This is a genomic window from Vibrio sp. R10-SG-ISO4 (genome assembly GCF_059834135.1).
This window is the reverse complement of record NZ_JCBDHJ010000024.1, coordinates 14773-39131: the sequence shown is the minus strand read 5'-3', so window position 1 is coordinate 39131 and position 24359 is coordinate 14773. Positions and strand designations below refer to the sequence as shown.

The following is a 24359-nucleotide window of genomic DNA, read 5'->3' as shown; positions in this document are numbered from 1 at the left end:
CCACCGAAGTGACCTTTTGATATTGAATGAGGGCGTGTGCGTTTTATGACGACTGCTGCGCGGCGCGCTGCTCATCTTCACGCGCTAACGCCTCGAGTTCGTCATCTTCAACAAACACCGGTAGAGGCTTGTGCTGCTCAGCCAGGTAGCTGTAGATCACTGGCAGTACGAACAGAGTAAACAGCGTACCAATCGCCAAACCAGAGACAATCACGATACCGATACTAAAGCGCTGCGCCGCGCCAGCGCCAGTGGCGTACATCAGTGGAATCAAACCAGCAATCATCGCCGCCGTTGTCATCAAGATCGGACGCAGACGCACTTTCGCCGCTTCCATCACCGCTTCAGTTTTGCTCAGTTTATTGTGCAGCTGCTCTTCTTTGGCAACCTCACAAATCAAGATACCGTGCTTGGTGATAAGACCAACCAAGGTGATCAAACCGACTTGTGAGTAGATGTTCATCGATGCCGCGCCCCAGGCAAGGGCGATTAAGGCGCCACAAATGGCGAGCGGAACCGAGACCATGATAACCAGCGGATCTTTTACGGACTCAAACTGAATCGCCAATACCAAGAAGATGATCGCCAACGCCAAACCAAAGGTGGCGTATAGCGCGCTGCCTTCTGTCACGTACTGACGAGCTTCACCCATGTAGTCATGGTTGTAACCGCTTGGCAATTTATTCACTGCGGTCTCTTCAAACCAAGCAATTGCATCGCCCATCGCGGTACCCGGAGCCGGAACGGCGCCGATGGTGGCCGAGTTAAGCTGGTTGAAGTGTGGCAGCGAGCGAGGCTCAGCAATCACATCAATGGTGATGAGGCTACCTAGAGGTACGGCTTTGCCATCCGCGGCGCGTACATAGTAGTTGTTCATCGATTCTGGGTTGAGACGCCATTTACGCTCGACCTGAGGGATCACTTCGTACGAGCGGCCATTGAGGTCGATACGGTTGACGTAACCATCGGCCATCATGGTGCTCAATGTGATACCGATGTCTTGCATGGTCACACCGTAGGCACCGGCTTTGTCTTTGTCGATGTTGATTTTCATCGTCGCTGAATCGTAGTTTAGATCCAGGTTCGAGTAGACGAACATCGGGTTCGATTGCACCGTGAGCAAGATGTCAGACGCGATGGTAAACAAGCTTTCAAATGCATTAGGTGTGGTGATTACGAACTGAATCGGCAGACCTGAACCCGCACCTGGCAACTCAGGCATCTGGAATGCCGTGACCGCCATACCCGGAACATTTGACACCAGTCCACTCACTCGGTTGGTGACTTCCGCTTGGCTTGCTTCGCGCTCACTCCAAGGCACCATTGATGCAATACCAAACGCTTGGTTGGAGTTAGGGACACCAGTAAACACCTGCGCGTACGCCACTTCCGGTTGATCCGATAAGATGGTGTTGACGTCGTTCATGGTGTTTTGCATGTAGTCGAGGTTGGCATTCGATGACGCCGTGCCTAGCAGCATGATCACGCCCTTGTCTTCCGACGGAGCCAACTCACTTGGGATGAACTTAAACAGCATCGGCAAGCTAGCAAACACAATCAGTGCAAAGGCAATCACGACAGGACGACGCTGCATGACCGCACCGAGCATACGTGAGTAGCGGTTGGTCATACGATCCAATACGTGATGCACTTTTTGCTCAAACTTGTTGGGCTCTTCATTAGCCTTAAACATTTTTGAACACATCATTGGCGACAAGGTTAGCGCGACGATACCCGAGACAAAGACCGAACCGGCAAGGGTAAGGGCAAACTCTTTAAACAGCGAACCCGTGATGCCACCCATCAAGGCGATCGGAGCGTATACCGCGCCGAGGGTCAGCGTCATTGCAATGACAGGTACAGCAATTTCGCGGGTACCAATGATGGCCGCGCGAAACGGCGATTCGCCAAGCTTGATATGGCGGTCAACGTTTTCCAGTACGACAATCGCATCATCCACCACCAAACCGATGGCCAATACCATCGCGAGTAGCGTCATCAAGTTCCACGAGAAGCCCATCGCCTGCATCACCATCGCAACACCAATCAGTGACAGCGGGATGGTGACAATCGGGATAAGAACCGCGCGGAAAGAGCCTAAGAAAAGGGTGATAACGACCAATACAATCAGCGCCGCTTCAACGATAGTCTTGATGACTTCGCTGATGGACTCATTGATCGCGATGGTGGAGTCGTACATCACGTTCATCTTGATGGTGCTTGGCAAGTTACGCTCAAGTTGAGGCAACAGATCTAGCACGTCGGCGGCAATGTTGATCGGGTTAGCACTTGGCGCGGCGTTGATCGCGGCTACCACGGCTTCTTGCCCGTTGGCACTGGCGCGATAGGTGTCATGACTCTTTTCAAGCGTCACTTTCGCGATGTCACTTAAACGGGTCACATCCCCTTCATCCGAGCTAACAACAAGATTCTCTAGTTCCGCGACATTCGACACCTGCGTATCGGCACTGCCGTTGTACAGCACGAATTCACCAATCGCTTGACCGGTGGCAGATTGATAGTTGTTGGCATTGAGCACGCTCATCACATCGGTAGCGGTCAGGCCAAGCGCGGCCATTTTCGCTGGATCCAACCAGACGCGTAGGGCGTATTTCATCCCACCGTACAAGTCGATTTTCGATACGCCATTGACGGTAAAGAGCTGCGGGTTGACCACTCGCTCTAGGTAGTCGGTAATTTGGCTCGATGAGAGCTCATCACTGGTAAAGCCAATATACAGCACCGCAGTGGTGGAGCCCGTCGACATGGTCACCGTGGGATCTTCCGCCTCGCCGGGGAGTTGCGAGCGAACCGAGTTGGTTTTCGCCAACACGTCCGATAGCGCCGCGTTAGGATCGGTATTGAGCTTCATGTTGACCGTAATCGTCGACTGACCCAGCACCGATTGTGAGGTCATATAGTCGATGTTATCGGCCTGAGCGACCGCTTGTTCCAGAGGCTGAGTAATAAAGCCTTGGATCAAATCGGCACTGGCACCGTAGTAGCTGGTGGTGACCGTCACCACCGTATTCGTCATTTCAGGGTATTCACGAACTTGCATTTTGAACACCGCTTGCAGACCAAGCAGGGCAATCAAAAAGCTGATCGATACCGCTAAAACTGGACGTTTTATGAAAACATCAGTAAAGCGCATGAATCCTCCACATTACAGCATAGGGGTTTGTTCAGGTGGTGTGGTCGCATCGCTTTCTACGACGCGGACTTTGGCACCGTTGCTGAGACGCACTTGACCTGATGTCACGACTACATCGCCCGGTTGCACCCCATCGAGGATGTGTGCGATGTCTTGGGTGCGTTCACCCACTTTAATCACTTGCTGCTTAACGCGCTTCTCACCGTTTTCCTCAGAGACAAGGTAAACATTGTCACCGTAGAGGGTAAACGTGATGGCGGTTTGTGGCAGCGCCACTTGGTTTTCCAGCTTAGGCAGGATGATGTTGGCCCGCGCGAACATACCGCTGCGCAGTTTGCCATCACTGTTTGGAATATCAGCCTGGACTTGAATCAAACCACTTTGGATATTGACGGCGGGTTCAATGGCGGTAATTGAGCCTTTGAACGCAATCGCAGGGTAGGCATCCACAAAAATGTCGACCTCTTGGCCCATATTGATGCGAGAGATGTCCGTTTGCGGCACGGTGAAACGAAGGCGCATCACGCTGGTGTCTTCTAAACGCACAATGTCCGTACCCGCTTGCAGGTATTGACCAAGGTAAACGTTACGAATCCCGACCACGCCAGCAAATGGCGCTTTGATTTCACGACGGTCAATCGAGGCATTCAAACTTTCGATATCCGCCAACAGGGAGAAGTAATTGGCTTCGGCTTCGTCGTACGCTTCTTTTGAAATTGAGCCTTTTTGGTACAAGCCTTGGTAGCGCTTATACTTGGCTTCGGCCGCAGGCAGTTTCGCTTTGGCGCTTTTTAAGTTGGCTTTTTCTACATCGGAGTCGAGCAGAACTAAAGGTTGGCCTTCTTCCACTTGAGTACCTGACTCAAATGCAATTTGGTCAATCACACCGCTGGTTTCGTTGGCAACCGTGACACCTTGGTTTGGTTCGATAAAACCGATCGCTTCAATCACAGGAACCCAATCGATAGAGGCGACTTCGGTGACTGTCACCGGAAACTCTGGTTCTGGGCGATTCGCCATGTATTCAGCAATCTTCTGCTGCTTAAAGAGATTGAAACCTATCACACTGCCAAACAGCAGCACGGCGATAAGTAACATAAAGAAAGTCCACTTTTTCATTCCGATAAGAACTCCAAGTTAATGTGTGATAATGGCGTCCCAGCTGGCTTCAATCGCGGCTTCAAGTGCCTCTTGATCCAGTGGGTAAAGTCCTAAAGCGTGTTTGCGTGCAAGTGCAACACTGGCTTCAAGACTGAGTCCGGCGAGTACCTCGTTGGCGAGAGGTTTAAACAGTCCTTCTGCTTTCCCTTGATCAAAAAGAAGGTCGACTTTGTCGAACATCTGGCGCTCCAACTCACGAGTCGACTGGCCGCTGTCACAAGGTAAGGATTCATATTGAATACGGTTGCTGATGGTTTTCAGATTGGAACCAGCCATATTCCATATATTAAGCCACATCGTGCGGTAGCGACGTTTCAGTGGCATGTCATCGTCCACACCCGCTTGAATGGCGTTCGCCACCCGCTGCGCTACCGACAGACGAAGCTCTCGAAGTAAGTGTTCCTTGTCTTCGAAATATCGGTAGATGGTGCCGGCGGCAACCCCAGCCTGTTTGGCCAGTTTTTGCATCGACAAGCCTTGAAATCCCGACTCAGCCACAAGGATTTCTGCGGCAGCGAGAATTTGTTCTCGTTTATCTGGATTTAACGATTCCGGCATGATGACTTCAGTTAATGAATGAACGTTCATTCATTATAGATCGAATCCCAGCCATCTTTGCAACAAAGTATGACACTTATTTGATAAATATTTTTTACTCAACCTATTGGTTGGCTGAAGGTGAGCTTATCGGTGACCTCGAAAACATGGCAATATGATGAGGTGGCGATTATCATAAGCGCCATTCCACTCTCTTTGAGCAATGTAGATTGAGCCGACAATGAAGCTGAACCCAAGACAAGACGAAGCCGTTAAATATGTCTCCGGACCTTGCCTAGTACTCGCGGGTGCCGGGTCAGGTAAAACGCGTGTGATCACCAATAAAATCGCGTATTTGGTTCAGCAATGTCAGTACAAGGCGCGCAATATTGCAGCGGTGACCTTCACCAATAAAGCGGCCCGCGAGATGAAAGAGCGCGTCGGTCAGACGTTGGGTAAGCATGAGTCCAAAGGTTTGATGGTGTCGACCTTTCACACCCTAGGTCTCAACATCATCAAACGTGAGTACAAAGCGCTAGGGCTCAAGGCCGGCTTTTCGCTGTTTGATGATCAAGACCAAATGGCGCTGCTAAAAGAGCTCACAGAAAAGCAGCTTGATGGGGATAAAGATTTGCTGCGCCAGTTGCTCAGCGCGATCTCTAACTGGAAGAACGACATGCTGACGCCCGATCAGGCCAAGGCACTGGCACAAGGTGAGCAGCAACAGCTGTTTGCGTTCTGTTTTGAGATGTACCAAAAGCAGATGAAGGCGTACAACGCGCTCGATTTTGATGATTTAATTTCGCTGCCCGTGCTTCTTCTGCGCACTAATGAAGAGGTGCGCCAGCGTTGGCAAAATCGGATTCGTTATCTGCTGGTGGATGAGTACCAAGACACCAACACCAGTCAATATGAGTTGGTCAAACTGATCGTCGGCGAACGTGGCCGCCTGACTGTGGTGGGTGATGACGACCAATCCATCTACTCTTGGCGAGGGGCGAAACCGCAAAACTTGGTCTTGCTTGGTGAAGATTACCCGAACCTGCGCCTGATTAAGCTGGAGCAAAACTATCGCTCGACCAGCCGCATCTTGCGCGCGGCGAACATCTTAATCGCCAACAACCCACACGTGTATGAAAAGACCTTGTTTTCGCAAATTCCTGATGGCGAAAAACTCAAGGTGTTGATGGCGAAAGATGAAGACAATGAAGCGCAGCGTGTGACTGGGGAGTTGATCGCCCATAAGTTTCTCAACCGCACGGACTATCGTGACTATGCGATTTTGTATCGCGGTAACCATCAATCGCGCTTGATTGAAAAGTCGCTGATGCAAAACCGAGTGCCCTACAAACTCTCAGGAGGCACCTCCTTTTTTGCTCGCGCAGAAATTAAAGACATCATGGCGTATTTAAAAATTTTGGTGAACCCAGATGACGACAACGCTTTTCTGCGTATCGTCAATACGCCGCGACGTGAGATTGGTCCGGTGACGCTCGAGAAACTGGGCAGTTATGCCAATATGCGTGGCAAGAGTCTATTTGAGGCCAGTTTTGAAATGGGGCTGGAGCAGCACCTAACGGGCAGAGGGTTAGAAAACTTACGTCGCTTCACCACCTGGTTGGTGAAGATTGCCGATCAAGCAGAGCGGGGCGACACCGTCAGTGCTGTGCGCTCACTGGTGCGTGACATCAACTACGAAGATTGGCTGTACGAAACCTCCTCGAGCCCGAAGGCCGCAGAGATGAGAATGAAGAACGTCTCCGATCTCTACTCTTGGATTGTGGCGGATCTTGAAGGCGACAACTACGACAAAGAAGAGAAGAATCTCAAAGAGGTGGTTCAGCGTTTGACGCTGCGTGACATGATGGAGCGTGGCGAAGAAGATGACGACAGTGATGCGGTGCAACTGATGACGTTACACGCATCAAAAGGTTTGGAGTTTCCTTACGTCTATTTGATTGGCGCCGAAGAGGGCATCTTGCCGCACCAAACCAGCATCGATGAAGACAATGTCGAAGAGGAGCGCCGTTTAATGTATGTGGGTATTACGCGCGCGCAGCGAGAGCTCACCTTCACCATGTGTAAAGAAAGACGTCAGTTTGGCGAGCTGATCAAACCGACCCAGAGCCGTTTTTTGGATGAACTGCCGTTTGATGATGTCGAGTGGGAGGTCAACAAAAAGCCGCAAAGCGCAGAAGAGCGAATGGCGAAAGGCCAAGCCCACATTGCCAACTTAAGAGCGATGTTTAAAAAATAACTCATCGATAAAAAGATAAACAAAAAAGCGGCTCACCCTAAAGTCAGCCGCTTTTTCATTTCTGCTTGTAGAGATTGCGCTACAAAAATGAGGTTTGAAAATAAGAGGGCGGGTTATAGACCTTCAATCATATGCTCGATCGCCGCGATGATTTCATCATCTGAACAATCCATACATGAACCACGTGCAGGCATCGCATTGAAGCCGTTGATGGCATGATTCGCGAGAACATCTTTACCTTGAGCGATACGTGGCGCCCAATCATCTGCGTTGCCTGTTTTCGGTGCGCCGCTCACGCCTGATGCGTGACAGGCAATACAGAAGGTGCCATACACAGTGGCACCATCACGAGGGCCACTCGGCTCTGCCACGACAGGCTCGGCACCGGCTAGATAAACATCACCAACAGGTTTAATGCGCTCAGCAATGGCATCGTATTCTTCTTGGCTTACGCTTGCTGCGATCGATGCGCTGGAAAAGGTGACAGCGGCGATAAGAGCCGTTAATAATTTTCGAGACATATCCATTAAACTCACTTTACATTCCTGAAGGTAAGTGCGTGCTTACCTATTCTATTAATGTGGCATTGAGCTAAGCAGCATCAAAGGGCGTGTAAAATGCAGATAATGCTGTTAAATCAATGTAAATAATGGGTGATTATATCCTGATAACTTGTTGCAATAAACAACAAGATAACCGCTTCCACAAGGTTATCTAATGGGAAATAGGGGTTTATCACACTTTAATTGCCCAAAAAGGCGTCAAACGAGAAAAAAACTTGAAAAAGTACTAGACGCCCTAGTGTGATATACGTATTATTCCACTCCGCCGATAGGGCATGCGCCCGTAGCTCAGCTGGATAGAGCGTTGGCCTCCGGAGCCAAAGGTCGAAGGTTCGAATCCTTTCGGGCGCGCCATTTGCCTCGGAGGATGTATCGGTAAAAAAATATTGTGGTGGCTATAGCTCAGTTGGTAGAGCCCCGGATTGTGATTCCGGTTGTCGCGAGTTCAAGTCTCGTTAGCCACCCCATTCTCGGTGAATAGCGCAGCTTGGTAGCGCATCTGGTTTGGGACCAGAGGGTCGGGGGTTCGAATCCCTCTTCACCGACCACTTATTTATACGATTAGGCAATCGCGTGATCGTTTGTTCTTATCACCGCGTAAGAACGACAACGGCAAGAAGCCGGTTGAAGCAAAAATTGATGGTGGCTATAGCTCAGTTGGTAGAGCCCCGGATTGTGATTCCGGTTGTCGCGAGTTCAAGTCTCGTTAGCCACCCCATTTCGGTGAATAGCGCAGTTTGGTAGCGCATCTGGTTTGGGACCAGAGGGTCGGGGGTTCGAATCCCTCTTCACCGACCACCTTTAAAAGCCTCGCTAGTATTAGCGGGGCTTTTTTACATTTAGCGATCACCGATTTGTGCACATATCGAGTCGGGGTCTGGAAGCCCAGTCGCATCGAATCCCTCTTCACCGACCACCTTAAGAAGCCCCGCTAGTATTATAGCGGGGCTTTTTTACATTTAGCGATCACCGATTTGTGCACATATCGGGTCGGGGTCTGGAAGCCCAGTCGCATCGAATCCCTCTTCATCGACTACTTTAGAAAGCTTCGCTAGTATTAGCGGGGCTTTTTTACATTTTGCAATCACCGATTTGTGCACATATCGGTTATCTCTTGCATCCCATCTATATGTTTTGTCCAATCCTCCCACAACCCACAACCCACAACCCACAACCCACAACCCAGATACTTACTCAACAACTGCTCTGCTACGTTCCTTATTCCCCACCACCATTTCTATGGTATTAGAGTGATTATTCAATTTATTACACCACTAACGTGATTGGTACCTAGTTTTTGATCTCGATAAAAATAATCTCACTGGTTATGTGTGTTATTTTTGTTAATTGATCGGTCTGAATAATGGGTGAATAACTATGCCTTTCGGCTTCTCGTTGACCCTGAAAGTTTCGCAGTGAAAGTGCGCTAAAACTGTGCAAATGACGGCCAAAATGCAGCAGGTCCGATCAATGCATCGTATCGCTAAGGTGCATAGATATTTTGTTAAGCTGCTTGATATTTGTGCGTTCTCAACTTTTTATCCTAAGATTGTTGATTTTCTGTGAATTTTTTGCCAAATTGATGACCTTGTAAATTGCCGGAATACTGATCCGGTTTTTTGAATGGATTCACTTTTCAGACAGGGCAGAAGGCTGCCGCAGCAGTAGAGGTCTGGTTAATGGCACTTTTAGAAGTCAAAAATCTTCGTATCGAATATCCGTCACGTCACGGCGTACACGCAGCGGTCAAATCGCTTTCTTTTAATATAGAGAGAGGCGAGATTGTTGGCGTCGTTGGCGAATCGGGTGCCGGCAAATCCACCGTAGGTAATGCGGTGATCGACTTACTGAGCCCTCCGGGTCAGGTCGCAAGTGGTGACGTCTATCTTGATGGAGAGAAGATCTCCGGACTGACACCAGAAAAAATGCGCAAAGTGCGCGGGTCAAAAATCGGTTTTATCTTCCAAGACCCAATGACCTCTCTTAACCCACTATTTACCGTTGAGCAGCAACTCACCGAGACCATCCATGCCAATATGAAGGTGTCGGACGACGAAGCGTATCAACGTGCATTGTCATTGATGAAGCAGGTGGGCATTCCTCAGCCAGAAAACCGTCTCAAACAATACCCGCACCAGTTCTCTGGTGGTATGCGCCAGCGCGTGGTTATCGCGATTGCGCTTGCCGGTGAGCCTGATTTAATTATCGCTGATGAGCCAACGACGGCCTTGGATGTGTCGATTCAAGACCAAATCCTGAACTTGATTCGAGAATTGTGTATCAAGAACAACGTTGGCTGTATGTTGGTGACGCACGACATGGGCGTGGTATCGAATGTCACCGATCGTGTGGCGGTGATGTACCGTGGCGATTTGGTGGAGTTTGGCCCGACGAACAAAGTGCTGGGCGACCCCGATCATGCTTACACGCGCAGCCTGATTTCTGCCGTGCCTCGTTCGGATATCAAACTCGATCGTTTCCCTCTGGTGAGTTACATCGAGGAAGCGAAAGAGATGAAGCCACTGGATGTCAAAAATCACTGGTTGGGTCAAAGCCAAGATCAGCGTGCTTATTCTGGCTCTTTGTTGACGGTCGAAAACGTCAACCTGCGCTTTGTCACCAAAGACTCTTTATTTGAAAGCCGCCGAGAGTACGTTCAAGCATCGAACAATGTCAGTTTTGAAGTGTTTGAAGGTGAGACGTTTGGCCTAGTGGGTGAGTCTGGTTCAGGAAAATCGACCATTGCGCGAGTGATTGCCGGTCTTTATCAGCCGAACTCGGGCAAAGTGTGCTTTGAGGGCATTGACCTTACTGCGATGACGTCAGAGAAAGAGCGTCGTCCGCTGCGCCGTCAAATGCAGATGGTATTCCAAAACCCTTATACCTCGATGAACCCTCGAATGAAGGTGTTCGACATCATCGCCGAGCCGATTCGTTTCCATAAGCTGACCAAGAATGAATCCGAAACACGCCAGATCGTTAACGATCTGTTGGATCATGTTGGTTTGGGCCGAATGGCTGGGGTGAAATACCCGCACGAATTCTCAGGTGGTCAGCGTCAGCGTATTTCGATTGCGCGCGCGCTGGCGACTCGTCCACGTTTGCTGATTTGTGATGAGCCGACGTCGGCGTTGGATGTGTCGGTGCAAGCGCAAATCCTCAACTTATTAAAAGATCTCCAAGATGAGCTCAATCTGACTATGCTGTTTATCAGCCATGACTTACCTGTCATTCGTCAGATGTGTGACCGTGTTGGGGTGATGCAAATGGGGACACTACTTGAAGTGGCGCCCACTGAGCAGCTGTTTAACTCACCACAGCATGAGTACAGTCAACAACTGATTTCTCTGATGCCAGAGTTCACCGGCTTAAGAGAAGAAGTAAAAACGGCCTAAAGCCGTATACCTTGCCCAACGCGGTTTTGTTGGGTAGCTAAACAGAAGCAAATACAACAACTAGGGATGAATCCCGCATAAGGAGTTATGCATGAAAACCATGAAAAGCAAACTAGCAGTGGCTTTGATGGCAGCAGGCTTAAGTTTTGCCGCCGCTGCAGCAGATATTACTGTCGCTTATGACGCTGACCCGGTGTCGCTTGACCCACACGAGCAGCTATCAGGCGGTACTCTGCAAATGTCTCACATGGTGTTTGATCCGCTAGTTCGTTACACACAAAAATTGGATTTTGAACCTCGTTTGGCTGAGAAATGGGAACGTGTCGATGACACGACATTCCGTTTTGAGCTACGCAAAGGCGTGAAATTCCACTCTGGTAACGAGCTAACGGCGGATGATGTGGTTTGGACGTTCGAGCGTCTGAAAAACTCTCCAGACTTTAAAGCGATCTTCGAACCGTACGAGAAGATGGTGAAAGTGGATGACTACACAGTGGAGTTGGTGTCTAAAGGCGCTTACCCACTGGTTCTACAAACCGCGACTTACATCTTCCCAATGGACAGCAAGTTCTACTCTGGTCAAACAGAAGATGGCAAAGACAAAGCGGAAGTTGTGAAGCACGGTAACTCGTTTGCTTCGACCAACGTATCTGGTACGGGTCCGTTTATTGTGACGTCTCGTGAGCAAGGTGTGAAAGTCGAATTTCAACGCTTTGCGGATTACTGGGATACCACAACAGGTAACGTTGACAAGCTAACGCTAGTGCCAATCAAAGAAGACGCAACACGTGTGGCTGCGCTACTTTCTGGTGACGTTGATATGATTGCGCCGGTTGCACCAAACGACCACAAGCGTGTACAAGGCGCCAAAGATATCGATCTTGTGACACTGCCTGGTACTCGTATTATCACGTTCCAAATGAACCAAAATAGCAACGAAGCGTTGAAAGATGTCCGCGTTCGTCAGGCGATCGTTCATGCGATCAACAACGAAGGCATTGTGGATAAAATCATGAAAGGCTTCGCAAGTGTTGCGGGTCAGCAAGGACCTGAAGGTTATGCAGGTTACAGCGCGGATCTTGTGCCACGCTTCGATCTGAAGAAAGCCAAAGAGCTGATGAAAGAAGCGGGTTACGAGGACGGCTTTACGTTGACAATGATGGCGCCAAACAACCGCTACGTGAACGATGCGAAAATCGCTCAAGCGGCGGCGGCAATGCTGTCTAAGATCGGCATTAAAGTTGACCTGAAAACCATGCCAAAAGCGCAATACTGGCCAGAGTTTGATAAGTGTGCGGCAGACATGCTGATGATCGGCTGGCACTCAGATACCGAAGATTCTGCAAACTTCTCTGAGTTCCTAACCATGACGCGTAATGAAGAAACAGGTAAAGGTCAGTACAACTGTGGTCACTACTCAAACCCAGAGCTTGATCAATTGGTTGAAGCGTCAAACGTAGAAACGGATCCAGCGAAACGTGCGCAAATGCTACAACAAGTGGAAACCATCCTGTACAACGATGCGGCGTTTGTTCCTCTACACTGGCAAAACCTGGCGTGGGGCGCGAAATCTAACGTGGACATCGCACCTATCGTCAACGCTATGAACTTCCCATACCTTGGCGACCTAGTGGTCAAGTAATGAGAGTCTCTCGCTCTCAGTAATGGGAGAGCGAATTTGGCGCTTTGCTTTGTTTCAGTCGGGCAAAGCGCCATCATTAAGACTGAATTTTGCGAGCAGATCCCTCTGCTTTAGCAAGGCTGAAATCCATGGAAAGTTAAGGGGCAAGGAATGTTTTCGTTTCTGGTCAAGCGCCTGTTTCAGGCACTGATAGTGATGTTTGTGATCAGTCTAGTGGCGTTTGCCATTCAGGATAACTTAGGTGATCCACTGCGTGAGTTGGTGGGCCAGTCTGTTTCAGAGGCGGAGCGCCAAGCGCTGCGTGATGAATTAGGCCTGAATGATCCCTTCATTACCAAATATTCTCGTTTTGTCGGCGCTGCGCTGCAAGGCGATCTCGGTACATCGTACTTCTTCAAGCGTCCTGCAGTGGACGTGATTCTCGATAAGCTAGTAGCGACGTTAGAGTTGGTGTTTGGTGCAACGATGATCATCATCGTTATGTCGATTCCTCTTGGCGTGTACTCGGCGATACATCCAAAAAGTTTCTTCACTAAAGTGGTGATGGCAGGCAGCAGTATCGGCATCTCGATTCCGGTCTTTTTGACGGCAATTATGCTGATGTATGTGTTCTCCATCGAACTTGGCTGGCTGCCTTCCTATGGTCGCGGTGAGACGGCGAACTGGCTCGGCTGGGAGTCTGGCTACTTTACTTTAGACGGCTTAGCGCATCTGATCTTGCCGTGTGTGGCTCTGGCGTCAATCATGTTGCCACTCTTCATTCGCCTGGTTCGCTCTGAAATGCTGGAAGTGCTGAGCTCGGAATACATCAAGTTCGCTAAAGCTAAAGGCTTGGCGATGAACAAAATCTATTACCAACACGCACTGAAAAACACCATGCTACCGGTGTTGACTGTGGGTGGGGTACAAATCGGTACTATGGTGGCGTACACCATTTTGACGGAAACGGTGTTCCAGTGGCCTGGGATGGGTTTTCTTTTCCTTGAAGCGATCAACCGAGTCGATACACCTTTGATTACGGCGTACGTAATTTTTGTTGGTCTTATCTTTGTGGTGACCAACACGATTGTCGACTTACTCTACGGCATCATCAACCCAACGGTTAATCTGACAGGAAAAGGAGCATAACATGAGTCAAACAGCCGCAGCTCCTTCTCATTGGGAGCGTTTCAAACAGTCTGATTTCTTGTACTACTTCAAGCGCGATAAAGTCGCGATGACAAGTTTCAGCATTTTTATGATTTTCTTGATTGTCGCGATTGCCGCGCCCGTACTTGCGCCAAGCGATCCGTATGATTTGTCATCGATTGATATTATGGACTCAGAACTGCCTCCATCGTGGATGGACGGCGGGGAAGAGCGCTTTGTGCTTGGTACCGACGAGCAAGGCCGTGACATCCTATCGACCATTTTGTATGGCTCACGTTTGTCTCTCACCATCGGCTTCTTGGCGGTGGGTCTGCAACTGCTACTTGGCATCGTGATTGGGCTGTCTGCGGGTTACTTTGGCGGTCGTATTGATAGTTTCTTGATGCGTTTTGCCGATGTGCAGCTGTCGTTCTCAACCATGATGGTGGCCATCATTGTCTCTGCCATCTTTAAAGCCAGCTTCGGCAGTGACTTTTACAGTCAGTATGCGGTGATCATGCTGGTGGTGATCATTGGTGTCGCTGAATGGCCGCAATATGCGCGGACGATTCGTGCATCGGTGTTGGCAGAGAAGAAGAAAGAGTACGTCGAAGCGGCACGTGTGATGGGCTTTAAAGCGCCACGTATCATGTTCCGTCATATTTTGCCGAACTGTTTGTCACCCATCTTGGTTATCTCAACCGTTCAGGTGGCGAATGCGATCATGTCCGAGGCGGCACTTTCTTTCCTAGGATTAGGTTTGCCGGTTGATCAGCCATCATTGGGTGCGTTAATCAGCATTGGCTTTAACTACATCTTCTCCGGTGCATGGTGGATTACCGCCTTCCCAGGCATTGTGTTGGTGACACTGGTATTGGTCATCAACCTGTTGGGTGACTGGTTACGTGATGTATTTAACCCCAAAATTTACAAAGGGTGATCTAAGCCTAAGATCTGACTACAAAAACATCACTACACTAAGAGCCGTAACCGATTACGGCTCTTTTTTTGCATTCATCTTTTTTCAACAGTGTATGGTTTACCCTAGTGGCGTGGATTAGACGCCCGGTTTTAGGCGAAAGAATAAGGGATTGGATATCATTATGGCAGTCAAGCCGAAACGAACCATGTTACCGCTTTTGAGTGTTGCCGCGTGGCTCACTGTCTCCTTGTCGACCAGTTCAGTCAGTGCTGAAGAATTTCTCTGTGATGCCACACAGGCCTCAAATACCGAGTTGCCAGTGCTCGATGCGGCCTGTCCTATCGGCAATGGTCTATGGGGCACTAAACCTAAGGGCAGTGAATCGAGCTTTTGGATTCAGTGTGGTGTCTTCAGCCAACCGTTATCATTGGATAAAGCGAAGGTGCTGTACCAGCATATTTCCACTGATGTGTGGGCAAAACCAGAAGGCAAAGGGGTACGCTGCTTAATTGGCCCGTACGATGAGTTTGCCAAGGCGCGCGCAGATCTTGCGAAGGTGAAAAGTGAGCCCGGCTACAAAGAAGCGTTTATTCGTGAAGTTGTCAAAGGGGCACCGCCGAAAGCCTCCGCCGCTAAGCGTAAGACTCAGCCTGTCGAAAAAGCCAAACCCTCACCTAAATCCACAGCAAAAACGCAGACTCAACACACCACGGTACTGCCTGTGCCGATTCCCTTAAAAACAGAGTCAGCGAATGTCGAGAGGGCAAATAGCGAGCCTCAAGATGAAATCCTTATCCGACTATCCGCGAGCATTAACGGCGCAGAGTACAAGGTACCTTATACCATGTTTGGTAATGATCAGTTCTATATGGAACATGGCTTGCCGTGGAATCGCATGAACTATGAAGACGCCTACAAAACCTGTTATCGTTTGGGAATGCGTCTTGCCAGTGAGCAAGAGTGGCAAAATCTATTGGCGGCTGAACATATGGGCCCGAATAAGTGGCCGATGCATTTGCCCTACTGGGGAAGCGGACGCACTGGACTTTTTGCCAGTGGCAAGGTCAACCAGTTAAAAGGCACCTCTCTGCTTAATGTGATGTGCGTGAAATAAAAAGGACGCGATGCGTCCTTTTTATTAAATATCAGTGACTTATCTCATGGTAACGAATTCTTCGCTACCCGTTGGGTGAATCGCAACCACAGAGTCGAAGTCAGCTTTGGTGGCGCCCATCTTCATTGCTACGCCGAAGCCTTGAATCATTTCGTCCACGGTAAAGCCAATGCCGTGTAGACCGACTACGGTTTCTTCTTCTCCCGCACACACGAGTTTCATTTTGCATGGCTGACGGTGCTGAGTCACTGCGGTGTACATGGCGGTAAAGCCAGAAGTGTACACTTTCACATTCTCTTTGCCGTACTTCTCTTCGGCTTCTTGGGTGGTTAAACCAATAGTGCCGATAGGTGGGTGACTAAACACTACGGTCGGGACAAGGTTGTAATCCATCTTAGCGTTTGTTTTACCGTTGAATAGACGCTCAGAGAGTTGGCGACCGGCTTTAACCGCCACTGGTGTTAGCTCGATGCCCCCTTCCATAATGTCACCGACACAGTAGATTCCTGGCACGTTGGTCGCTTGGAACTCATCCACTTTGATGTAGCCACGCTCATTGGTTTCAACACCGGTTGAAGCGAGATTGATCGCGTCCGTGGCAGGATGACGGCCGATAGCCCAGATCAACTGGTCAACGTTGTGTGTATGACCGTTTTCAAGGTGAAGTGTCAGGCTGCCATTGGCTTCTTTCACCACTTCTTTTGGAATGGAGTGAGTGTGCAGTGCTGGCCCTTCAGCTTCCATCACTTCTACCAAGGTCTCGATGATCATTGGGTCAAAGCTGCGTAGCGGCGACTCTTTACGAACAAACAGGTGAGTTTCCGTGCCGAGAGCGTTAAGCACACCCGCAATCTCGACGGCAATGTAGCCAGCGCCAATCACCGCAACGCGTTTTGGCTGCTCAGCAAGCTCGAAGAAGCCGTTTGAGTCGATGCCGTACTCTGCACCTGGGATATTAGGAATGGTTGGACGACCACCAACGGCAATCAGGATATGATCAGCGGTGTAGTGCTCGCCATTCACTTCGACGGTTTTCTCATCAACGAATTTCGCAAAGCCCTTGATGACGTTAACTTTGTTGTTGCCCAATACGCGGTCGTAAGATTGGTGAATGCGGCCAATATACGCTTGGCGGCTTTCGACCAGTTTGCTCCAATCGAAGCCTTTGACATCGATGTCAAATCCGTAGTCTTCGGCATAAAGGTTCATCGCATCTGCGATTTGCGCGCCGTGCCACATCACTTTTTTAGGGACACAACCAACATTGACACAGGTACCGCCTAGGTCTTGAGCTTCAATTAGGGCTACTTTTGCACCGTACATGGCCGCGCGGTTCGCTGATGCGATGCCGCCAGAACCACCACCGATACAGATATAGTCAAAATGAGTCGCCATTACTTTCTCCAAATTTTTTAGCTGATTATTATGTATATGAGGATGAACTGGTTGAACTCAATCCATCGCAGCGAAATGTCTGACTTTGCCAAGGCTACTCAGGAACAATCCAATCGACTTTCCAGTGGCCTGTGACGGGGGCAATTGCCTCCTTGAGGAAAGGCAAAATGTCGTTCATGTCTCTTTCCAATGTCCAAGGGGGATTGATGACAATCATCCCAGAGGCCGTCATGCCGCGCTCATTGGTATCTGGAGAGACGCCAAGCTCGATTTGCAAGATTTTACGAATCCCGAGTCCTTCTAGACCTTCAATCATATCTTCAATGTCGCAGCGGTTGACCACAGGATACCAAATCGCATAAATCCCGGTAGCCCAGCGCTTATAACTTTGTGCTATAGCCTGAACCACATCGCGATATTCTTTGGCTAGCTCATAGGGTGGGTCGATGAGCACTAGGCCGCGGCGCTCTTGCGGCGGCAAGCTGGCTTTGAGACGCTGGAAACCATCCTCTTTAAAAATGCTGACTTGGCGATCACGATGAAACTCTTGTTGCAGCAATGGGTAGTCACTAGGGTGAAGTTCGGTCAGTAGCATGCGATCTTGTGGGCGTAGGTGGGCGCGGGCGACGCGTGGTGAACCAGGGTAGTAGCGCAGTCCTTCACCGTTGTTTAAGCTCGTGATGGCATCAAGATAGCTCTGAATCGCCTCAGGTCTCTCACTTTGTGCCCATACCCGCGCGATGCCTTGCTTGTACTCACCTGTCTTCTCTGACCATTCGTGGGTCAAATCGTAACGACCAACACCGGAGTGCGTGTCGTGATACACAAACGGTTTGTCTTTATTCTTGAGCGAGTTAAGGATCAGGCTTTGCACAATGTGTTTAACCACATCGGCATGGTTACCTGCGTGAAAACTGTGACGATAGCTTAGCAAAACGGTTCTCTCTAAATGGCCCTAGGCCATAGTTATTTCCCAAAAAGCGATGTGGGAGAGTATAACCGCACCGACGCCGGGCTGCTTGTCTTTCTCTGTGCCTTTGTCGGCTAGGTAAACAAAAAGTCGTGACTTGCCGATTTGTGCTTATCTCACGCGAATATCGTAAGAATTGGCAACAACTTAGCGGTCGATGACTATTGAAAAAGTCCTCTCGGGGCACTATCTATTCTATAAGACCCGACGAACATCTCAGCTCGTCTGCCAACAAAAAAGGAATGCTTATGTCTAACCCATTGCTGACGTTTACCGATCTGCCGCCTTTTGCTCACATCCAACCAGAACATGTGAAACCAGCAGTTGAAGACGCGATTGCTGCGTGCCGCGCTAAAATCGACCAAGTGCTGGCCGGCAACGACGCACCGACTTGGGAGAGTGTGATTGCGCCCATTGAAGAGGTGGATGACCGTTTAAGCCGCATTTGGTCGCCAGTGAGTCACATGAACTCTGTGGTCAACAGTGATGAGTTGCGTGAGGCGTACGAAAGCTGCTTGCCGCTGTTGTCGGAATATGGCACTTGGGTAGGTCAACACAAAGGGCTGTTTGATGCCTACAAAGCGATCAAAGCCAGCCCAGCGTTTGCGACTCTAACGCAAGCACAAAAGAAAACCATCACCGATGGCCTGCGCGACTTCGAGCTGTCTGGTATTGGTTTGCCGGCTGATCAGCAGCATCGTTATGGTGAGATCAGCAAGCGTATGTCAGAGCTGGGCTCAAAGTTCTCGAACAACGTCTTAGATGCGACCATGGGTTGGAGCAAGCACGTCACCGATGATGCTGAGTTGGCAGGCATGCCAGAGTCGGCGCTCGCCGCCGCGAAAGCCGCTGCGCAAGCGAAAGAGTTAGACGGCTATCTGCTCACCCTCGACATTCCTTCCTACCTGCCGGTGATGACCTACTGTGACAATCAAGCGCTGCGCCAAGAGATGTATGAAGCCTACGTGACGCGCGCGTCTGATCGCGGCCCGAAAGCGGGAGAGTGGGACAACAGCGAGATTATCAGTGAGCTGCTCAAACTGCGCTATGAAGTGGCGCGTATGCTGGGTTTCAATAACTACAGTGAAAAGTCGCTTGCAACGAAAATGGCGCAGAGCCCTGAGCAAGTGCTTGGCTTCCTCAATGATTTAGCCGCGAAAGCGAAGCCACAAGGTGAGCGTGAAGTGGAAGAGTTGCGTCAGTTTGCTCAGCAAGAGTTTGGCGTTGAAGAGCTCAACTTATGGGACATCGCTTACTACAGCGAAAAACAGAAACAGCACCTGTTCCAAATCTCAGATGAAGAGCTGCGTCCGTACTTCCCTGAATCCAAAGCGGTCAGTGGTCTGTTTGAAGTGCTCAAACGTGTCTTTGGTATGCGTGTTGAGGAGCGCCAAGGCGTGGAAACTTGGCATGAGTCGGTGCGCTTCTTTGATATTTTCGATGCCAATGACACCTTACGTGGCAGCTTCTATCTCGATTTGTACGCCCGTGAACACAAACGCGGCGGTGCGTGGATGGATGAGTGCCGTGTGCGCCGCATCAACGCCAACGGTGAGCTGCAAACCCCAGTGGCCTACTTGACCTGTAACTTCAATCGTCCGGTGGGTGATAAGCCAGCGCTGTTTACCCATGATGAAGTGGTGACCTTGTTCCATGAGTTTGGTCACGGTATCCATCATATGTTGACTCAAGTGGACACAGGTTCGGTGTCTGGCATCAACGGTGTACCTTGGGATGCGGTGGAACTGCCGAGTCAATTCCTGGAAAACTGGTGCTGGGAAGAGGAGGCACTGGCCTTCATTTCTGGTCACTACGAAACCGGCGAACCTTTACCAAAAGCCATGCTCGACAAAATGCTGGCCGCGAAAAACTTCCAGTCCGCGATGTTCATTCTTCGCCAGCTAGAGTTTGGTCTGTTTGACTTCACCTTGCACACTGAATTCGACCCAGAGGTTGGTCCACGTGTTCTTGAAACCCTTGCACAGGTCAAAGCGAAAGTCGCGGTACTGCCAAGCCTAGAGTGGAACCGCTTCTCACACAGCTTTAGTCATATCTTTGCGGGTGGATACAGCGCGGGATACTACAGCTACTTGTGGGCCGAAGTGCTGTCATCAGATGCGTTCTCGAAGTTTGAAGAAGAGGGGATCTTTAACCCGCAAACGGGTCAGAGCTTCTTGAATCACATCTTAGAGATGGGCGGCAGTGAAGAGCCGATGGAGCTGTTTAAGCGCTTCAGAGGCCGTGAGCCAGAGATTGATGCTTTGTTACGTCACGCAGGGATTGCCGCATAACACGGTCGCATCACAACGCTGTATCACACGGGAAACAGGAGGCCAAGCGCCTCCTGTTTTTCATCGTGCTTTTTCTGATTTTTCTTCTGAAATGGCAAGGCTGTTTAGGTTATAATCATTTTTCATGTATAGATAACCAGTAGCCGAGTCCCCCATGGATCCTTCTTTACTTCTCGACGGTCTCAACGACAAACAGCGCGAGGCTGTTGCCGCTCCTTTAGAAAACCTGCTTGTGCTGGCTGGCGCCGGAAGTGGTAAAACCCGCGTGCTGGTCCACCGAATTGCGTGGTTGATGTCTGTGGAGCAAGCGTCGCCGTTTTCGATCATGTCGGTGACCTTCACCAACAAAGCCGCGGCGGAGATGCGTGGCCGAATTGAAGAGTTGATGATGGGCAGCGCCTCGGGGATGTGGAACGGCACGTTTCATGGGATTTGCCACCGCATTTTGCGCGCGCACTACTTAGATGCCAAACTGCCTGAAGATTTTCAAATCATCGACAGTGATGATCAGCAGCGCCTATTGCGCCGATTAATCAAAGCGCAAAATCTGGATGAAAAACAGTGGCCACCGCGTCAAGTGGCTTGGTGGATCAACGGTAAAAAAGATGAAGGCCTGAGACCGGCGCACATCGATGCTTACCACGATCCCATAACCCAAACCTATCTACAAATTTATCGAGCTTACCAAGAGTCGTGCGATCGCGCCGGCTTGGTCGATTTTGCTGAAATTTTGCTGCGTGCCCATGAGCTATTGCGTGATAAGAAGCACATCCGCGAGCATTACCAAGCGCGCTTTAAGCATATTCTGGTCGATGAGTTTCAAGATACCAACAACATTCAATACGCTTGGCTGAGAATGATGGCTGGCCCAGATTCGCACGTGATGATCGTCGGCGATGACGATCAGTCCATCTACGGTTGGCGCGGGGCGAAAATCGAGAACATTGAAAAGTTCACCCAAGAGTTTCCAAGCGTCAATACCATTCGTCTTGAGCAGAACTACCGCTCAACCAAAACCATTTTGCAGGCGTCCAACGCGCTGATCGCCAACAACACTGAGCGTATGGGCAAAGAGCTGTGGACGGAGGGCAGTGAAGGCGAGCCTATTTCTGTCTACTCGGCGTACAACGAGCTTGATGAAGCGCGTTTTGCGGTCAACAAAATTAAAGAGTGGCAAGAGAACGGCGGGGCGCTGGTGGATGCCGCGATGCTTTACCGCAACAACGCCCAGTCACGTGTTCTGGAAGAAGCCTTGATTCAAGCTGGGCTCGCATATCGCATCTACGGCGGCATGCGCTTCTTCGAGCGCCAAGAAATCAAAGATGCCTTGAGTTACTTACGATTAATGGCCAATCGCAATGATGATGCGGCGTTTGAGCGAGTGGTGAACACGCCTACCCGTGGCCTTGGTGATAAAACCCTGGAAACCATCCGTTTTGCTGCCCGCGATCAAGGCTGCACCATGTGGGAAGCGAGCGTACGTTTACTGGAAGATAAAGTCCTTGCTGGCCGCGCTGCTGGCGCATTAAGCCGCTTTGTGGAGTTGGTGAATGCGCTGGAAGATGACACCCTAGAGATGCCATTGCATGAGCAAACCGACCATGTGATCAAATACTCCGGTTTGTACGCCATGTACGAACAGGAGAAAGGTGAGAAGTCCAAGGCACGCATAGAGAACTTGGAGGAGTTGGTCACTGCAACTCGTCAATTTGAAAAGCCAGAAGAAGCGGATGAGATGACGCTGTTAACGGCATTTTTGACCCACGCTGCACTGGAAGCGGGCGAAGGGCAAGCGGATGAGTTTGACGATGCGGTGCAATTAATGACGCTGCACAGCGCCAAAGGGTTGGAGTTTCCGCTGGTGTTTATGGTCGGTGTTGAAGAGGGGATGTTCCCAAGCCAGATGTCTGCAGAGGAAGCAGGGCGACTCGAAGAAGAGCGTCGTCTGTGTTATGTCGGCATGACTCGTGCGATGCAAAAGCTCTACATTACTTACGCCGAAATGCGCCGGTTATACGGTCAAGACAAGTACCACAAACCGTCGCGTTTTATTCGTGAGCTACCCGAAAATTGTTTGGACGAAGTGCGAATGAAAGCACAGGTCAGTCGCCCGACCAGCAGTGGTCGCTTTAGCCAAACGGCGGTCAAAGAGAACTTCAATGAAACCGGCTTTAGCCTTGGCTCGCGAGTGATGCACCCTAAATTTGGTGAGGGGACCATCATCAACTTTGAAGGCAGTGGCCCGCAAAGTCGCGTTCAGGTTGCCTTTAATGGTGAAGGGATCAAGTGGCTCGTTACCGCGTACGCGAAACTCGAAAAGCTCTAATCTGCCCCATCGACCCTAAGTTCCTAGACATACTCCCCGAGTACCCCCTCTAGGAACTAGGCACTAGAACCTAATCACTTTCTTCACACAAAGAAAAACCCCGAGGGCTTGCGCCCATCGGGGTTATAGTCTTACTCGCAGCAATCCGGCTACTAAAAGTGCTCCATGCATCAAATCCTTGATAGTATGCTGACGTCCTTCAGCGTAGTCCTTTCATCGCCATCCTAGCGGTGTCCTTGACCCTATCCTGGTCTACTAACGTTCCTCGTTAGTTCACTTCGCTTGTTCCCTGAGCGGTGTCCCTTTCATCATCCTGATGATCGTTCCATGCCTCGTCCAGAGGTGTCCATTTCCCATCCTTAGTAGTAACCATCCTAGCTACTATTGCGTCCGTTCAATGTCCAATTTGCTTTCCATGCCGATTACTCATCCTAAGCAACCGTATCTTCATCCTGAAGACCACCGAATCCGTGGTGATTTCCTGTTCCGTGTCAGCATCCTTCCGACAGAGTTCATATTAAGACTTTGGCGAAGTTCAGCAACGTCAGAAAAACGATAAGAGGCAAAAAAAATTGACGAAATTTCACACATATCAAGTTAAAACAATGATTTATGATTTTTAATTGATAATTTTCTTAGACAAAAAGAGAGTTTGACTCACTAGCTTGTGAGAGATCTCGCACAAGATGTCTGGACGATCGCCGATCATTGACGAGACACCGATTGTGATCGAGCGCAACTTTTTGCCCTAAGATGCGTTAGAAGTGAATAAATAAACAAAAAATGGCCGTTATGGCCATTTTTTATGAGTGGTTATTCTGAGCAGAGCTAAAAGAGCATGGCGATGGCGTTAGTTGATTGCCATAAAATGCCAAGGCCGATGCCGCTGAACATCAGACCGCATAATGCGTCGATGTAGAGGCTCAATGATTTCAGTTTGCGCTGCATACGCTGCGTTGACAGCATCCAGGCCAAGAAGGAGAACCAAGCGAGCGAGAGGCCCCATAAAATCAACAGTGCAGCGCTTTTGCCGCCCAGCGACATACTGGCAGGCACCAGGCTGGACATCAAACTGACAAAAAAGACCAACGCTTTGGGGTTGAGAATATTGGTCGCAAAGCCTTTGGAGAAGGCGTGACGCTTGTTGACCAAGAGTGCTTGTTCAGAGGTGGCATCATCTTGCGCTGCGCCCTGCGAGGATTGAATGCGCGCCCATGTTCCCTTTAGTGCGCCTACGCCGAGATATAAGAGGTAGCTACCGCCGGCAAGTTGCACGAGCGAAAATAGGGTTGGCTGCTGATGCACCAGATAGCTCACCCCAGTCAGGCTGAGCAGCGAGTGCAAGAGAATGCCGAAAGAGAGGCCCAGCGCGATAAAAAATCCGGTCTGGCGCCCGTAACGGGTGGCATTTTGCACCACAAGCGCAAAGTCGGGGCCCGGGCTCATTAAGGCGATGAAATGAACCGTCGCTAGAGTAGCAAGTAAAGTGATCTCATTCATGTCG

The 24359-nt window shown here is 50.0% G+C and carries 15 protein-coding genes and 5 tRNA genes; 13 read left to right on the top strand and 7 right to left on the bottom strand.

Annotation, left to right across the window (positions count from 1 at the left end):
- Window positions 1–43: 43 nt before the first annotated feature.
- Genes AC6R03_RS17560 through AC6R03_RS17550 form a run of 3 tightly spaced genes read right to left on the bottom strand, consistent with a single transcriptional unit; the run spans window position 44 to window position 4873 of the window.
- Window positions 44–3154 carry a multidrug efflux RND transporter permease subunit gene (locus AC6R03_RS17560; protein WP_500630176.1) on the bottom strand — a complete coding sequence of 1037 codons (3111 nt, stop codon included), beginning with the start codon at window positions 3152–3154 and terminating at the stop codon, window positions 44–46.
- A 12-nt stretch (window positions 3155–3166) separates the two neighbouring features.
- Complete coding sequence (locus tag AC6R03_RS17555) at window positions 3167–4273, bottom strand: efflux RND transporter periplasmic adaptor subunit (RefSeq protein ID WP_500625331.1); 1107 nt, start codon at window positions 4271–4273, stop codon at window positions 3167–3169.
- Window positions 4274–4291: 18 nt separating this feature from the next.
- Window positions 4292–4873, bottom strand: coding sequence for a TetR/AcrR family transcriptional regulator (locus tag AC6R03_RS17550; protein WP_334555480.1), 582 nt, complete (start codon window positions 4871–4873; stop codon window positions 4292–4294).
- Between the two features lie 220 nt (window positions 4874–5093).
- On the opposite strand from AC6R03_RS17550, the gene rep reads away from it, so the two are divergent.
- Entirely contained in the window at window positions 5094–7109 is a 2016-nt protein-coding gene (rep, locus tag AC6R03_RS17545) for a DNA helicase Rep (RefSeq protein WP_500630177.1), read from the top strand.
- 113 nt (window positions 7110–7222) lie between these two features.
- Here the strand turns inward: rep and AC6R03_RS17540 are convergent, their stop codons facing one another.
- A complete protein-coding gene (locus AC6R03_RS17540) occupies window positions 7223–7636 on the bottom strand; it encodes a c-type cytochrome (protein ID WP_487902695.1) in 414 nt (137 codons plus the stop codon).
- Between the two features lie 313 nt (window positions 7637–7949).
- Between AC6R03_RS17540 and AC6R03_RS17535 the strand changes: the two genes are divergently transcribed.
- The 10 genes from AC6R03_RS17535 (at window position 7950) to AC6R03_RS17490 (ending at window position 15873) form a co-directional block, all read left to right on the top strand.
- Window positions 7950–8026 (top strand) — tRNA-Arg (locus tag AC6R03_RS17535).
- Window positions 8027–8063: 37 nt separating this feature from the next.
- Window positions 8064–8139 (top strand) — tRNA-His (locus AC6R03_RS17530).
- Window positions 8140–8143: 4 nt separating this feature from the next.
- Window positions 8144–8220 (top strand) — tRNA-Pro (locus AC6R03_RS17525).
- Window positions 8221–8314: 94 nt separating this feature from the next.
- Window positions 8315–8390: transfer RNA gene (locus tag AC6R03_RS17520), tRNA-His, on the top strand.
- A gap of 3 nt (window positions 8391–8393) precedes the next feature.
- Window positions 8394–8470: transfer RNA gene (locus AC6R03_RS17515), tRNA-Pro, on the top strand.
- 881 nt (window positions 8471–9351) lie between these two features.
- Window positions 9352–11067 carry a dipeptide ABC transporter ATP-binding protein gene (locus AC6R03_RS17510; protein ID WP_487903371.1) on the top strand — a complete coding sequence of 572 codons (1716 nt, stop codon included), beginning with the start codon at window positions 9352–9354 and terminating at the stop codon, window positions 11065–11067.
- Between the two features lie 91 nt (window positions 11068–11158).
- Window positions 11159–12709, top strand: a complete 1551-nt coding sequence (locus AC6R03_RS17505; protein ID WP_487903370.1) for an ABC transporter substrate-binding protein — start codon at window positions 11159–11161, stop codon at window positions 12707–12709.
- Window positions 12710–12859: 150 nt separating this feature from the next.
- Window positions 12860–13837 carry an ABC transporter permease gene (locus AC6R03_RS17500; protein WP_334555460.1) on the top strand — a complete coding sequence of 326 codons (978 nt, stop codon included), beginning with the start codon at window positions 12860–12862 and terminating at the stop codon, window positions 13835–13837.
- 1 nt (window position 13838) lies between these two features.
- Window positions 13839–14777 carry an ABC transporter permease gene (locus AC6R03_RS17495; protein ID WP_487903369.1) on the top strand — a complete coding sequence of 313 codons (939 nt, stop codon included), beginning with the start codon at window positions 13839–13841 and terminating at the stop codon, window positions 14775–14777.
- 163 nt (window positions 14778–14940) lie between these two features.
- Window positions 14941–15873, top strand: coding sequence for an SPOR domain-containing protein (locus tag AC6R03_RS17490; RefSeq protein ID WP_500630720.1), 933 nt, complete (start codon window positions 14941–14943; stop codon window positions 15871–15873).
- A gap of 39 nt (window positions 15874–15912) precedes the next feature.
- Here AC6R03_RS17490 and gorA read toward each other — a convergent pair whose 3' ends face one another.
- Window positions 15913–17268 (bottom strand): glutathione-disulfide reductase, encoded by a 1356-nt coding sequence (gene gorA, locus AC6R03_RS17485; RefSeq protein WP_500630719.1) that lies wholly within the window; start codon window positions 17266–17268, stop codon window positions 15913–15915.
- Window positions 17269–17362: 94 nt separating this feature from the next.
- Entirely contained in the window at window positions 17363–18202 is an 840-nt protein-coding gene (locus AC6R03_RS17480; protein WP_500630718.1) for a 23S rRNA (adenine(2030)-N(6))-methyltransferase RlmJ, read from the bottom strand.
- Between the two features lie 284 nt (window positions 18203–18486).
- Here AC6R03_RS17480 and prlC point away from each other — a divergent pair, with 284 nt between their 5' ends.
- Together prlC and uvrD are read left to right on the top strand one after the other, a co-directional pair.
- A complete protein-coding gene (prlC, locus tag AC6R03_RS17475) occupies window positions 18487–20529 on the top strand; it encodes an oligopeptidase A (RefSeq protein ID WP_500629610.1) in 2043 nt (680 codons plus the stop codon).
- 154 nt (window positions 20530–20683) lie between these two features.
- A complete protein-coding gene (uvrD, locus tag AC6R03_RS17470) occupies window positions 20684–22855 on the top strand; it encodes a DNA helicase II (RefSeq protein WP_500625325.1) in 2172 nt (723 codons plus the stop codon).
- Window positions 22856–23683: 828 nt separating this feature from the next.
- Here uvrD and AC6R03_RS17465 read toward each other — a convergent pair.
- Window positions 23684–24355, bottom strand: a complete 672-nt coding sequence (locus AC6R03_RS17465; RefSeq protein WP_500630717.1) for a LysE family translocator — start codon at window positions 24353–24355, stop codon at window positions 23684–23686.
- Between the last annotated feature and the right edge of the window lie 4 nt (window positions 24356–24359).